Raw genomic sequence first — 13,441 nt, forward strand, 5'->3', positions numbered from 1 at the left:
TTAATTATTAATAATGAATTGTTCAATTTCCTTGAGTGAAATTCTATTCTCGTATATAGCTTTACCAATTATGACACCTTCACATTCTAACGCTTTAAGTTTTGGTAATTCCTCAAATTTTGAAATTCCCCCAGAAGCTATAAGTTTTAAAGATTCATTGTTGTGCTCTGATTGACAGTCTGCCAAAATTCTATCATACAATTCAAAGGAAGGGCCTTCTAGCATTCCATCCTTAGATATATCTGTACATATGACATAAGAAATACCTTTAGATTGATAATCTTTTATGAATGGGATGACTTTTAAGTCACTTTCTTCTTGCCATCCTGAAATTGCAATATTTTCATTGTTGCAGTCTGCACCTAGTATTATTTTTTCGGAGCCATATTTAGAAATCCATCTTTCAAAAATATCAGAGTTTTTTACAGCTATGCTTCCACCAGTGATTTGGTTAGCGCCAGAGTTAAATGCAATTTTTAAATCTTCATCAGACTTTAAACCACCACCAAAATCTATGTTAAGATTAGTTTGTGTAGCAATATTCTCTAAAACTTTATAGTTAACAATATGACTCGCTTTGGCACCATCCAAATCTACTACATGTAAATACTGGATACCAGAATCCTCAAATTGTTTAGCAACCTCCAGAGGGTTTTCGTTATATACTTTCTTTGTGCTGTAATCCCCTTTTGTTAATCGAACACATTGACCGTTTATTATATCTATTGCTGGTATTATTCTCATTTTATAACTCTAAAAAATTTTGTAATAAAAGCTCTCCAACCTTGCCACTTTTTTCTGGGTGAAATTGCACTCCAAAGAAATTATCATTCTCTAGAGCAGAAGCATATTCTAATTCGTAATCTGTAGTTGCTATAGCTTCATTGCAATTTTCAGCATAATAACTATGAACCAGATACATATAATCATTCTCATTTATCCCTTTAAATAAATCGGATTTTAAGTTATTAATAGTATTCCAACCCATTTGAGGAACTTTAACGGCATTGGAAAATCGTTTCACATTTACGTCAAAAATTCCAAGTCCTTTTGTACTACCTTCTTCTGTATGATTACACATCAATTGCATACCTAAACATATACCCAGAACAGGTTGATTTAACTGAGGTAATAACTTGTTTAGTCCACTTTCCTTAAGCATCCTCATGGCAGAACTTGCTTCACCTACACCAGGAAAAACTACTTTATTTGAAGCTAAAATTTCATCAGGATTATCAGTTAATACAGCATCATATCCCAATCGTTTAAAGGCGAATTGAATACTTTTAATATTACCTGCTCCATAATCTATTATTGATAATTTCATTAAAGCATACCTTTTGTTGATGGCAAAATCATTTTTTCCACATCTTGTTTTACAGCCATTTTTATTGCTTTTGCAAAGGCTTTAAATATGGCTTCAATTTTATGATGTTCGTTATCACCTTCTACTTTTACATTTAAATTACATTTTGCACCATCAGTAAATGATTTAAAGAAATGATAAAACATTTCTGTAGGCATTTTACCTATCATTTCGCGCTTAAAATCTGCTTCCCAAACTAACCAGTTTCTACCACCAAAGTCAATAGCTACTTGCGCTAAACAGTCATCCATTGGTAATGAAAACCCATAGCGTTCAATACCCAATTTATTCCCCAAAGTTTTAGCAAAGACTTCACCTAAAGCAATGGCTGTGTCTTCGATTGTATGATGCTCATCTACTTCTAAATCTCCATTAACTTTAATATTCAGATCTATTTGGCCATGACGAGCAATTTGATCTAACATATGGTCGAAAAAAGCAATACCTGTATCTATTGTACTTTTTCCTGTTCCATCGAGATTAATATCTATTTTAATCTTAGTTTCATTTGTATTGCGTTTTATATTACCAATACGTTCTGTGGTTTTTAAAAACCTATAAATTACTTCCCAATCATTAGTTTCTAAAGCAATATATTCCACCAACTCTTTATTGCTAACTGTTACTTCCTCAGCTCCAAGATTTGTATTATCATTAATAAAAATACCTTTTGCTCCTAAATTTTTGGCTAATTCAACATCAGTTAAGCGATCTCCTATGACAAAAGAATTTACTAAATCGTAAGTTTCAGAAAAATACTTTGTTAACAAGCCTGTATTGGGTTTGCGCGTTGGTGCATTATCTTTTGCAAATGTCCTATCAATGAATTGTTCTTTAAATACAACTCCTTCAGTTTCAAAAGATTTTAAAACAAAATTATGAACTGGCCAAAAAGTATCTTCTGGATATACCTTAGTACCTAATCCATCTTGATTAGTAATCATTACGATTTCAAAATTCAACTCTTGAGCTATCTTACTTAAATATTGAAACACTTTTGGATAAAATTCTAATTTTTCAAATGAATCTATTTGCTCATCTGCTGGCTCTTTAATTAGAGTTCCGTCTCTGTCTATAAATAATACAGGCTTCATTATAATTGGTTTAATATCTTAATTAATGTTTTATTTTCTTCTTCAGTTCCTACAGTAAACCTCAAACAATTTTCACATAATGGTTGTGTCGTTCTGTTCCTAACGACAATGCCTTTTTCTATCAATTGTGTATAACGTTTATTTGCATCATCTACTTTAGCCAAAACAAAATTAGCATCAGAAGGAAATATGGTTTCCACAAATGAAATATTTGAAAGCTCTGAACTAAGTTGATGACGTTCTTTTAAAACCATATTAATCTCTTGATTTACGTCATCAATACTATTTAAGCGCTCTAGCGCTTTATCTTGAGTTAATTGATTTACATTATATGGTGGCTTTATTTTATTTAAAACCGAAATAATATATTCTGAAGCAAAACAAATTCCTAGTCTAATGCCTGCTAATCCGTAAGCCTTAGATAAGGTTTGTGTGACTATAAGATTTGGAAAATCATTTAAACGACTTAACCAACTCTCGTGATTTGAAAAATCAATGTAAGCCTCGTCTATCACTACAATTCCATTAAACCCCTTAATTAATTCTTCAACTTTATCTGCATTAAAACTATTAGCCGTTGGATTATTAGGTGAGCATATAAACAATAGCTTAGAATCTTCATTTTGAGTAGATAAAATTTCTGACACTTTTGGTTCAAAGCTTTTATCTAACTGAACTGATTTAATTTCAATTGCATTTAAATCTGCCAAAACACTATACATGCCATATGTTGGTGGCAAGGTGATAACATTATCTTGATTAGGTTCGCAGAACGCCCTGAATACTAAATCTAATACTTCATCACTTCCATTACCCAATAAAATCTGAGATTTAGATACATTTTTAATTTTTGTAATTCTCTCCTTAACTTTTGATTGCTTTGGATCTGGATAACGATTAACGCTTGTTTGGAAAGGATTTTCATTAGCATCTATGAATACCATGTTAGCAGTTGCATCTTTGTATTCATCGCGTGCAGAAGAATATGCCTTTATCGTTTTTATATTATCACGTAAAAGATTCTCTATATTCATGACTCTAAATCTTTTAAACGTAGTGTTACAGCATTTTTGTGAGCTTGAAGCCCTTCTGCTTCTGCCATTAATTCTATAGCATTACCAATATTCTGAATCCCTTCCTTTGAAATTTCTTGAAAGGTTATACTCTTTTGAAAGCTATCTAAATTTACTCCAGAATACGCTTTTGCAAACCCATTAGTTGGTAAAGTGTGATTGGTGCCAGAAGCATAATCACCTGCACTTTCTGGCGTATAATTACCAATGAATACAGAACCCGCATTTCTTATATTATATGTAAAAAAGTCTTTGTCTTTAACTGCTAGAATTAAATGTTCAGGGGCATACACATTTATAATACTAAGCATAGAGTGCATATCATCAAGGTAAATTAATTTTGAATTCGCTATAGCCTTTTCAGCAATCGCTTTACGTGGTAATTCTGTAATTTGATTACTGATTTCTTGGTTAACTTCACCTAATAACACCTTAGAATTAGTAATCAGAATAACTTGGCTATCAACACCATGCTCTGCTTGACTTAATAAATCTGAAGCTACATAACTTGCATTTGCACTTTCGTCTGCAACGACCATTAATTCGCTTGGACCTGCTGGCATATCTATTGCTACTCCATATTTAGTAGCAAGTTGCTTAGCTACAGTAACAAATTGATTTCCGGGACCAAAAATTTTATAAACTTGAGGAATTGATTCTGTACCGAATGTTAAGCCAGCAATAGCTTGTATGCCACCTACTCTAAATATTTTTCTTATTCCACATAAATGTGCCGTATATAAAATCTCATCAGCTACTTGACCTTCTTTGTTAGGTGGCGTGCATAATATTAATTCACTACATCCTACAATTTTTGCTGGAACAGCTAACATCAAAATTGTAGAAAACAAAGGAGCAGTTCCACCAGGAATATATAAACCAACTTTATCTATGGCGCGTTTTTCTTGCCAACATATTACACCTTCTGCAGTCTCAACAGATAATTTATCAGTTTTTTGTGCAGCATGGAACTTGTAAATATTTGATTTGGCCAATTTAATGGCTTCAATTAATTCTGCAGACAATTTAGATTCTGCCGCCATAATATCATCAAATGGTACTTCGATGGACTCAATAGCAACATTATCAAACTTTGAGGTGTAACTGGCTATAGCCTCATCTCCTTGTATCATGACATCATTAAAAATATCATTAACTATAGACTCAATATCATCAACGGTCTGCGTTGGCCTTTTTAAAAGTTCTAACCAATCGTCTTGTTTTGGGTTTTCAATTATTTTCATATTATAATACCATATTTTCTATAGGGCATACCAAAATTCCTTCGGCTCCATTAATTTTTAACTCATCTATCATATTCCAGAAATCATTTTTATTTAAAACAGAATGTACAGAACTCCAGCCCTCTTTAGCTAAAGGCATAATTGTTGGACTATTCATTCCTGGAAGAATCTTAGTAATCGCTTCTAATTTATCATTTGGTGCATTGAGCAAAATATATTTACTCTCTCTACCACGTAATACAGAACGCAATCTAAATTGAAGCTTATTTATTAACTCTTGATTTGCCTCAGAAATCTTTGGTGATGTTGCTAAAACTGCTTCCGATTTTAAGAGCACTTCTATCTCTTTTAGTCCATTTTTAAACAATGTGCTTCCACTAGAAACAATATCGCAAATCGCGTCTGCCAAGCCAATATTAGGTGCAATCTCTACAGAACCAGTAATAATATGTAGGTTAGCTTCTATTCCAGCTTTTTCAAGAAATTGGTTTACAGTATTTGGATATGATGTCGCAATTCGTTTATCAGCTAAATCATTTAGCGACTTTGCTTCTGAAGATTTAGGAACTGCTATAGATACTTTACATTTTGAAAAACCTAAGCGTTCTATAATAGGTAAATCACTTCCTTTTTCAATTAATACATTTTCTCCAATTATGGCAGCATCTACTACTCCATCTCTTAAATACTGAGGGATGTCACCATTTCTTAAATAGAATAACTCTAAAGGAAAGTTGCGAGCAGAAGCCTTTAATTGATCCTTTCCATTATCTACAGAAATACCAATTTCTTTTAAAATTTTCATTGAATCATCATGAAGACGACCCGATTTTTGTACTGCAATTTTAATTTTATTCATGTTATAAATTTGAATAGTTTGAAAAAACGATGCGCTTTTTACAAACAAAAAACCCATCTGAAATTCTCAAACGGGTTTTAAAATATATTTTTATTTTTTATTCAATACACTTTCAACTCGCCTGAACGATTGTATGAAAATGATGATGTGTTTGAATAAAAATCATATTACTTTTTTGTTGGAACAAAGGTTAGTAAAATATTATTATAATTCCAAATAATAATTTGATTAAAATCAATTTTTAAGAAATTATTAATATTTGGTTATAAAATTATTGGTTTCCTAAAATGATTGGCATTCCACTATCACCCGAACCAATAACTATTACCTTACTATTTGATGATTCGGACAACTTTACAGTCGCTTCAATACCTTTATCTTGCAAAATCTTATCTGTTAAAGAGGCGCTTAATATGCGGTTTGCGTCTGCCTTACCTTGAGCTTCAATAATAACTTTTTCAGCTTCTTTTTTTGCTGTTACTAATCTAAATTCATACTCTAATGACTCTTGCTCTTGTTTTAACTTACGCTCAATCGCGTCCTTTATAGTCGTTGGTAACTTTACGTTTTCAACTAAAACACGTTTTACATTAACAAACTGCCCTTCTAATTCTACTCTAACTTGTTCTAAAATTTCTAATTCTATAATATCTCTTTTACTAGAGTATAATTGTTCTGGAGTATAACGACCTACTACACTTTTTGCAGCCGCATTAATTGCTGGGCTTAACAATTCTCTAATATAATCCTCGCCTTTAGTTTTTATTAATTTACCTAAGTTTTTGTATTCTGGCTCAAACCAAATCGTACCACTTACAGTAATATCTAACCCATTAACCGAAAGTACATTCATATTATCAGATATCGATTGCTGTCTTACTTTCTGAACGATCATATTATTCCAAGGTGCTACAATATGAAAACCTTCCCCATAAGTACGTTCTGTATTAATACCATCACCTAATGGTTCAAACAATACTCCACCTTCACCTGGACCTATAGTCACTAAGGATTTAGTTATTAATATTACAATTACTACTACTCCAAAAAGAATCGGTAATCCAATTTTTGGTAATTTTTCCATCTTATTTAATTTTAAATTAATCCGTTATACTTTCTAATAAACCACTCGATAAAAAGACTCAATGTTATTAATCCGAGTAAATATTTCCAGTCTATCAAAGGTACGATATTTTTGGTGCTCTTTTGAATTGTTGCGTAGCGATTGTCAGAAAGTAAATTAGAGATTAAGTCTTCTGTTTGATTTGCAAAATATGCTTGTCCATTGCTACGTTCAGCAATTGCGCTTAGCTTTTCAATATTTGCGTTTAGGAACTGTTGTTCCACATTATATTCTAAAACTTGAAAGCTTCCTGATGCAGCTATAGCCTCAGAATTGTGCTTTACAGTAAAATCATATAAGCCAGAATCTATTCCACTTAAATCTACTGTATAATTACCATTGTTTAACAATAAAGGAACTTCTCTTAGATTATTATCGTCTTTACGTTTAAGAATAACACTTAATGATGCAGAATTATCAAATTCGAAATTCTTATTGAAATATTGGGCGGAAATAATAACATCATCGTTACCATTATAAAATGATTTATAATCAATATTAATACGGTTACGTTTTCTATTAGAACTCAAATATTGAACTAACTTATTAATAAAATTGTCGAAATCTACAAAGCTTTCAGAATCTAGATATGCTTGTGCTCTCCATCTCCATATACCTTCACCATTTAATAAGGCATGTTTTGTATTGTCAATTTCATATGTAGCAAGCATTGGTTGTTTTGCATCAATTCCGTTTACAGTTTTGAAAAAAATAATATCATTTGGTACAAGAAAATCCATATTACCAAACTCAGATTTAAGAGGTGGATAATTATCAAAATCTAAATTATCTATAATAAAGGTATTATAGTTTCTATTAAGAGCTGGTTGAAAATCTTCGGTTTGATTAGTGATTGTATACTTAAATACTTCTTGGATACTATTTAGATATGCATAATCTGTTGTTTCCCCAGTAATTATAAATGCATTAAATTTTTGTGAGTCAATTTCAAAAAGAACATTCCTAAAGTTACTATTCGGCTGGTATAATATAACCAGTTGAAAATCATTAATTCTAGAAATATATTCCTCAGGTTTCAATAACGCAACACTGCGTTGCTCATTACTTTCTATAGATTTCTTTAACGTACCTAAATCCGGATGCAAACGTTCATATACTATGGCGATGTTTGTCTTTTGACCAATAACTTCTACTCCAAAATTCTTCGAGTTATTAACTTTATTTTTTTCGTTTGTTAGTGGAGTTAATTCTACACGATACGTTTTAACACCTACACTATTGGCAACTAAAGCAGTAGAAATAATCTCTGAAGACCTAGTCTCATCAAATTGTAGTGTTTTTCTAAATACTAATGAATTACCAGACCAAATTTTTAGTTCGGTTGATATTGATTCGTTTCCACTATAGTTTGCAATAATTTCAATAGGGAATTTATTTTTTAAATACACATAGCGATTGACATTAAGTTGTTTAATACTTAAATCTGAATACACTGTAGAATCACCAAGTATAACAGGATAAATCGGTTGTTTTACACCTTTCGCTGTATAACTATAATCTGAACCATAGGTTTGGTTCCCATCACTCAGAATTACAATTGGTGCTGTTTGGTTAGTATAAACTTCTCCAAACTGTTTTAAGGCTAATGATAGGTCAGAATGTCGTTCATTATAATTTAAACTATCTATACTCTTTACTGATTTTCCAAAACTATAATTTTGAAGATTGAACCGTTCATTCAATTCCGAATTACCTTTTAGATCATTTATAATTTTAGTTGCGCTTTCTTCTTGTTTTAAATAAGATATAGATTCAGAGTTATCCACAGCTATGACTAAGGTTGGTTTTTCATCATAGTAGCTTTTGGACTCAAACTTTGGGTTAATAATTAATAATAGGATTCCGAATACAGAAATTGCTCTAATTACCGTTAGTATATATCTTAAATTGGACTTTATTTTAGATTTGTACACATACTGAAACAGCGCTAGTAAAAGCGCTGTAATTGCAGCAATTGTAATATATATTATTGTTTCTGTTTGCATTAATATTTTAAGTCAACATGCCACCATCTACATTTAAGGTCTGACCTGTAACATAAGCACTTAAATCACTTGCTAAGAATACACATGCATTTGCAATATCCTCTGGAGAACCACCTCTTTTCAGTGGAATTGCAGCTCTCCATCCTTTAACAGTATCTTCATCTAATTTTGCTGTCATCTCAGTTTCTATAAAACCAGGCGCAATGACATTACTTCTAATATTACGAGATCCTAATTCTAAAGCGACAGATTTAGAAAAACCAATAATTCCAGCCTTTGATGCTGCATAATTTGTTTGACCCGCATTACCCTTTACACCAACAACAGAACTCATATTAACAATAGACCCTTTGCGTTGTTTTAGCATAGTACGCTGTACAGCTTTTGTCATGTTAAAGACAGATTTTAAGTTCACTTCGATCACTTTGTCAAAATCTTCTTCTGCCATTCGCATTAAAAGGTTGTCTTTTGTAATTCCAGCATTATTAATAAGAACATCTATAGAACCAAATTCGGCTAATACGTCTTCAGCTAATTTTTGCGCTTCGTCATAACTAGCAGCATTACTTTGGTAGCCAACTGCTTTTACTCCTAGAGAATTCAAATCCTCTTCTAATGCTTTTGCGGCATCTACAGAAGAGCTATAAGTAAACGCTACATTAGCTCCGTGTTGAGCAAAAACTTCTGCGATTCCCTTTCCAATACCACGACTTGCGCCAGTAATGATTGCTGTTTTTCCTTCTAATAATTTCATATTATATAATCGGTTGGTTAGTTTTAATTTTAAAGCTTTAATTACCTATTCAAATATACTATTTACAAGTTGCATCAAATAAAAAAACCTCACAAGATTTTGTAAGGTTTTTAACAGTTATGCTGAAGTTATATCAGCGTTTTATTTATGAATTTAGCCTAAAACTTCGGCTACTTTCTTTCCTATTTCCGCAGGAGAATCAACAACATGGATTCCACATGCTCTCATAATTTTCTTTTTAGCTTGTGCAGTATCATCACTACCACCAACTATAGCACCAGCATGCCCCATTGTACGTCCTGCAGGAGCAGTTTCACCAGCGATAAAACCAACAACAGGCTTTTTACTTCCACTTGCTTTGTACCAATTTGCAGCATCAGCTTCTAACTGACCGCCAATTTCACCTATCATAACTACTGCTTCAGTTTCTGGGTCGTTAATTAATAATTCAACAGCTTCTTTAGTTGTTGTACCAATAATTGGATCACCCCCAATACCAATTGCAGTAGTAATTCCTAAACCTCGTTTTACAACTTGATCAGCAGCTTCGTAAGTTAAAGTTCCTGATTTTGAAACGATACCTACTTTACCAGATTTAAAAACAAAGCCTGGCATAATACCAACTTTAGCTTCACCTGGAGTAATTACACCTGGACAGTTAGGTCCAACTAATCTACAATCTCTATCTTTAATATAATTCGCAGCTTTAATCATATCACCTACAGGAATTCCTTCTGTAATAGTAATAATCACTTTAATACCTGCATCTGCAGCTTCCATGATTGCATCTGCAGCGAAAGCGGGTGGCACAAAAATGATAGTAGTATCAGCTCCTACTTTTTCAACAGCTTCAGAAACTGTATTAAAAACTGGTCTATCTAGATGTGTCTGACCACCTTTACCAGGAGTTACACCACCTACAACATTTGTTCCATATTCAATCATTTGACCAGCATGGAAAGTTCCTTCACTACCTGTAAAACCTTGCACAATGATATTAGAATTCTTATTAACTAAAACGCTCATTTGATATTATTGTTTTTAAGTTGTCTTTAATTTTATGAATGCAAAAATAAGAGTTTTGAAACGTATTTAAGACACCTTTTTATAATTTTCTTTCAGCATAAGAATCCTTAGCTTTAGTATGCGTCTCATCAGCAAATTGACTAATTTCATAACCTCGAAAAAGCTTATTGTCTTTTACTTCCCAAATGGTAGAAAAACGAGCTAACACTATTTCAGAATCAGGGTTTTCAATTGTATTTACAAATAATGTATGTCGCGTAATAACGGAGTCATCAACTTCTATAAGATGCGTAAACTCAAATCGAAGATTGTCATAAGATTTTCGAGTCCCTTCGAAAAAACTTACGATATCATCATATTTTAATAGAGAAAATCCATTACTACTACTCCAATGTAATTCACAATCTTGGTGAAAAAAAGTTGGAACTACAAAAGAGTCATTCGCTAAATCTGAATCGTAGAAAGCTTTGACTAATTCTTTTGCTGACATTATAGTTTTTTTAATTTTTGAAGTATTTCAGGAATCTTTTTAACATAAGCACGTTCTTTAAAGAATGTTCTTGCTTCAATAGCAGGTGAACCAAAATAAGTTTTCCCCTCTTCAGTAGTATGACCTAGTCCAGATTGCGCATAAAGTACTGTTCCTTCTGATATCGTAATTCCACTTTTAACACCAACTTGTCCCCAAATGGTAACATTGTCTTCAACAACGACACAACCAGCTATTCCTGTTTGAGATGCTATTAAGCATTTTTTTCCTATTACTGTATCGTGACCAATTTGTATTTGATTATCTAATTTAGAACCTTCACCAATAGTCGTATCACCTGTAACTCCTCTATCAATTGTACAGAGCGCTCCAATATCTACATTATTTTCAATAATTACACGACCCCCAGACTTTAATTGATCATAACCTTCAGGTCTATTTTTATAATAAAATGCACTGGCGCCTAAAATGGTTCCTGCATGAATAGTCACATTATCACCTATAATAGCGTCATCGTAAATGCCAACATTAGAATGTATAATGCAGTTTATACCTATAGTAACATTGTTACCAATAAAGCAATTAGGCTGAATAATTGTTCCTTCACCAATTATTGCATCTGCTGCAATCGAAGAACTTGAAGCATTAAATGGTTTAAAATGTTCTGTAAGCTTATTGAAATCTCTAAATGGATCGTCTGAAATCAATAAAGCTTTACCCTCAGGACAATCTACTTCCTTATTTATTAAAACAATAGTTGCAGCAGATCCTAAAGCTTTGTCATAATATTTTGGATGATCTACAAATACGATATCACCTGGTTCAACAACGTGAATTTCGTTCATTCCCAATATTTCAAAATCATCTGAACCTACAAATTTACAATCTATGAGACCTGCAATTTGCTTTAGAGTATGTGGCTTTGGAAATTTCAAAAATGATTATTCTTTGATACGTTCTTTATATGTACCCTTTTCAGTTTCAACTTTAATTTTATCGCCTTCATTAATAAACAAAGGTACATTAACTGTTGCACCAGTTTCAACGGTCGCTGGTTTAGTTGCATTAGTAGCTGTATTACCTTTAACACCTGGCTCTGTAGCTGTTACTTCTAAAATTACAGTTGCTGGCATGTCTACAGAAAGCGGCATATCGTCTTCTGTATTTATTAAAATAGTTACAACTTGCCCTTCCTTCATTAAACCAGGATTATCTAAAGCTGCTTCTAATAAACGAATTTGAGAGTAGTCTTCAGTATTCATAAAGTGGTAAAACTCACCATCATGATATAAAAACTGGAACTTGTGAGTCTCTACACGTACATCCTCAATTTTATGACCGGCAGAAAACGTATTATCAATTACTTTTCCTGTAGTTACACTTTTTAATTTTGTTCTAACAAATGCAGGTCCTTTACCAGGCTTAACATGAAGAAATTCTATTATTTTATATATATCATGATTAAACTTAATGCATAATCCGTTTCTTATATCTGATGTACTTGCCATATTTTATTATTAGTTTTATCGTCCTTTCAACTGTAAGGACAAAGATTAATTTGATTTAAAGTAGCCTTTCATTATTCCTCGATGAGAATTCTTAATAAACTGTAGAATTTCATCACGTTCTGGAGTAGCTTCCATTTCTGCTTCAATTAAATCTGAAGCTTGAGTGTTATTATAATTCTTTTGATACAGTATTCTATAAATTCCTTGAATCTCTCTAATTTTTTCAGAAGTATATCCTCTTCTTCTTAAGCCAACTGAATTAATTCCTACATAAGATAAAGGTTCACGTGCTGCTTTTACAAAAGGTGGTACATCTTTACGAACCAAAGAACCACCAGTTACAAAAGCATGGTTCCCAATAGAACAAAACTGATGAACTGCAGTCATACCTGCTAAAACCACATAATCACCAACTGTGATATGACCAGCTAATGTACTATTATTTGAAAAAATACAATTATTACCAACTATACAATCGTGTGCGATATGACAATAAGCCATAATTAAGCAATTATCACCAATTACAGTTTTCATTTTATCTGTAGTTCCACGATTTATAGTTACACATTCCCTTATCGTTACATTGTTACCAATCACTACAGTTGTATCTTCATCATTATATTTTAAATCTTGTGGAACAGCGGAAATTACTGCGCCTGGAAAAATATTACAATTCTTCCCAATGCGCGCACCTTCCATAATAGTAACATTACTTCCAATCCAAGTCCCTTCTCCAATCTTCACATTATTATGAATCGTTGTAAAAGGTTCAATAACTACATTCTTAGCAATTTTTGCTCCAGGATGTACGTAAGCTAAAGGTTGATTCATTTTTCTAATATTTATTTTAAGCTCTAAAAATGTGTTCGCTTATTAAACCATAATACTTCATCTAATA

At 32.3% G+C, this 13,441-nt stretch carries 14 protein-coding genes; all 14 read right to left on the minus strand.

Annotated elements, in window-relative coordinates; translation table 11 throughout:
- Positions 1–744, minus strand: a complete 744-nt coding sequence (gene hisA, locus WPG_RS15455; RefSeq protein WP_045474309.1) for a 1-(5-phosphoribosyl)-5-[(5-phosphoribosylamino)methylideneamino]imidazole-4-carboxamide isomerase — start codon at positions 742–744, stop codon at positions 1–3.
- 1 nt (position 745) lies between these two features.
- Complete coding sequence (gene hisH / locus WPG_RS15460; protein ID WP_045474311.1) at positions 746–1,327, minus strand: imidazole glycerol phosphate synthase subunit HisH; 582 nt, start codon at positions 1,325–1,327, stop codon at positions 746–748.
- Entirely contained in the window at positions 1,327–2,460 is a 1,134-nt protein-coding gene (gene hisB / locus WPG_RS15465; RefSeq protein WP_045474313.1) for a bifunctional histidinol-phosphatase/imidazoleglycerol-phosphate dehydratase HisB, read from the minus strand. The genes hisH and hisB overlap by 1 nt, the downstream gene beginning before the upstream one ends.
- Positions 2,460–3,494 carry a histidinol-phosphate transaminase gene (hisC, locus tag WPG_RS15470; RefSeq protein WP_045474315.1) on the minus strand — a complete coding sequence of 345 codons (1,035 nt, stop codon included), beginning with the start codon at positions 3,492–3,494 and terminating at the stop codon, positions 2,460–2,462. The genes hisB and hisC overlap by 1 nt, the downstream gene beginning before the upstream one ends.
- Positions 3,491–4,777 carry a histidinol dehydrogenase gene (hisD, locus tag WPG_RS15475; RefSeq protein ID WP_045474317.1) on the minus strand — a complete coding sequence of 429 codons (1,287 nt, stop codon included), beginning with the start codon at positions 4,775–4,777 and terminating at the stop codon, positions 3,491–3,493. Before hisD ends, hisC begins: the two co-directional genes overlap by 4 nt.
- Position 4,778: 1 nt before the next feature.
- Positions 4,779–5,636: an ATP phosphoribosyltransferase gene (gene hisG / locus WPG_RS15480; protein ID WP_045475693.1), complete on the minus strand. Its 858-nt coding sequence runs from the start codon at positions 5,634–5,636 to the stop codon at positions 4,779–4,781.
- Positions 5,637–5,907: 271 nt separating this feature from the next.
- A complete protein-coding gene (locus WPG_RS15485; protein ID WP_045474319.1) occupies positions 5,908–6,720 on the minus strand; it encodes a prohibitin family protein in 813 nt (270 codons plus the stop codon).
- An 11-nt stretch (positions 6,721–6,731) separates the two neighbouring features.
- On the minus strand, positions 6,732–8,765 hold the full coding sequence (locus WPG_RS15490) for a hypothetical protein (RefSeq protein ID WP_045474321.1): 2,034 nt from the start codon (positions 8,763–8,765) through the stop codon (positions 6,732–6,734).
- 7 nt (positions 8,766–8,772) lie between these two features.
- Positions 8,773–9,519, minus strand: coding sequence for a 3-oxoacyl-[acyl-carrier-protein] reductase (gene fabG / locus WPG_RS15495; RefSeq protein WP_045474323.1), 747 nt, complete (start codon positions 9,517–9,519; stop codon positions 8,773–8,775).
- 153 nt (positions 9,520–9,672) lie between these two features.
- Positions 9,673–10,545, minus strand: coding sequence for a succinate--CoA ligase subunit alpha (gene sucD / locus WPG_RS15500; protein WP_045474325.1), 873 nt, complete (start codon positions 10,543–10,545; stop codon positions 9,673–9,675).
- Positions 10,546–10,624: 79 nt separating this feature from the next.
- Positions 10,625–11,035, minus strand: a complete 411-nt coding sequence (locus WPG_RS15505; RefSeq protein WP_045474328.1) for a nuclear transport factor 2 family protein — start codon at positions 11,033–11,035, stop codon at positions 10,625–10,627.
- Positions 11,035–11,970, minus strand: coding sequence for a UDP-3-O-(3-hydroxymyristoyl)glucosamine N-acyltransferase (locus tag WPG_RS15510; protein ID WP_045474330.1), 936 nt, complete (start codon positions 11,968–11,970; stop codon positions 11,035–11,037). Before WPG_RS15510 ends, WPG_RS15505 begins: the two co-directional genes overlap by 1 nt.
- Before the next feature lie 6 nt (positions 11,971–11,976).
- Entirely contained in the window at positions 11,977–12,543 is a 567-nt protein-coding gene (gene efp / locus WPG_RS15515) for an elongation factor P (protein WP_045474332.1), read from the minus strand.
- A gap of 45 nt (positions 12,544–12,588) precedes the next feature.
- Positions 12,589–13,374, minus strand: coding sequence for an acyl-ACP--UDP-N-acetylglucosamine O-acyltransferase (gene lpxA, locus WPG_RS15520; protein ID WP_045474334.1), 786 nt, complete (start codon positions 13,372–13,374; stop codon positions 12,589–12,591).
- Between the last annotated feature and the right edge of the window lie 67 nt (positions 13,375–13,441).

This window comes from Winogradskyella sp. PG-2 (assembly GCF_000828715.1).
Classification (GTDB): Bacteria; Bacteroidota; Bacteroidia; order Flavobacteriales; family Flavobacteriaceae; genus Winogradskyella.

Coding starts and splice junctions, on each gene's coding strand:
- hisA (WP_045474309.1), bottom strand. CDS start 744: ATGAGAATAATACCAGCAATAGATATAATAAACGGTCAATGTGTTCGA.
- fabG (WP_045474323.1), bottom strand. CDS start 9,519: ATGAAATTATTAGAAGGAAAAACAGCAATCATTACTGGCGCAAGTCGT.
- hisD (WP_045474317.1), bottom strand. CDS start 4,777: ATGAAAATAATTGAAAACCCAAAACAAGACGATTGGTTAGAACTTTTA.
- WPG_RS15485 (WP_045474319.1), bottom strand. CDS start 6,720: ATGGAAAAATTACCAAAAATTGGATTACCGATTCTTTTTGGAGTAGTA.
- lpxA (WP_045474334.1), bottom strand. CDS start 13,374: ATGAATCAACCTTTAGCTTACGTACATCCTGGAGCAAAAATTGCTAAG.
- hisH (WP_045474311.1), bottom strand. CDS start 1,327: ATGAAATTATCAATAATAGATTATGGAGCAGGTAATATTAAAAGTATT.
- WPG_RS15505 (WP_045474328.1), bottom strand. CDS start 11,035: ATGTCAGCAAAAGAATTAGTCAAAGCTTTCTACGATTCAGATTTAGCG.
- hisB (WP_045474313.1), bottom strand. CDS start 2,460: ATGAAGCCTGTATTATTTATAGACAGAGACGGAACTCTAATTAAAGAG.
- hisC (WP_045474315.1), bottom strand. CDS start 3,494: ATGAATATAGAGAATCTTTTACGTGATAATATAAAAACGATAAAGGCA.
- WPG_RS15490 (WP_045474321.1), bottom strand. CDS start 8,765: ATGCAAACAGAAACAATAATATATATTACAATTGCTGCAATTACAGCG.
- efp (WP_045474332.1), bottom strand. CDS start 12,543: ATGGCAAGTACATCAGATATAAGAAACGGATTATGCATTAAGTTTAAT.
- hisG (WP_045475693.1), bottom strand. CDS start 5,636: ATGAATAAAATTAAAATTGCAGTACAAAAATCGGGTCGTCTTCATGAT.
- sucD (WP_045474325.1), bottom strand. CDS start 10,545: ATGAGCGTTTTAGTTAATAAGAATTCTAATATCATTGTGCAAGGTTTT.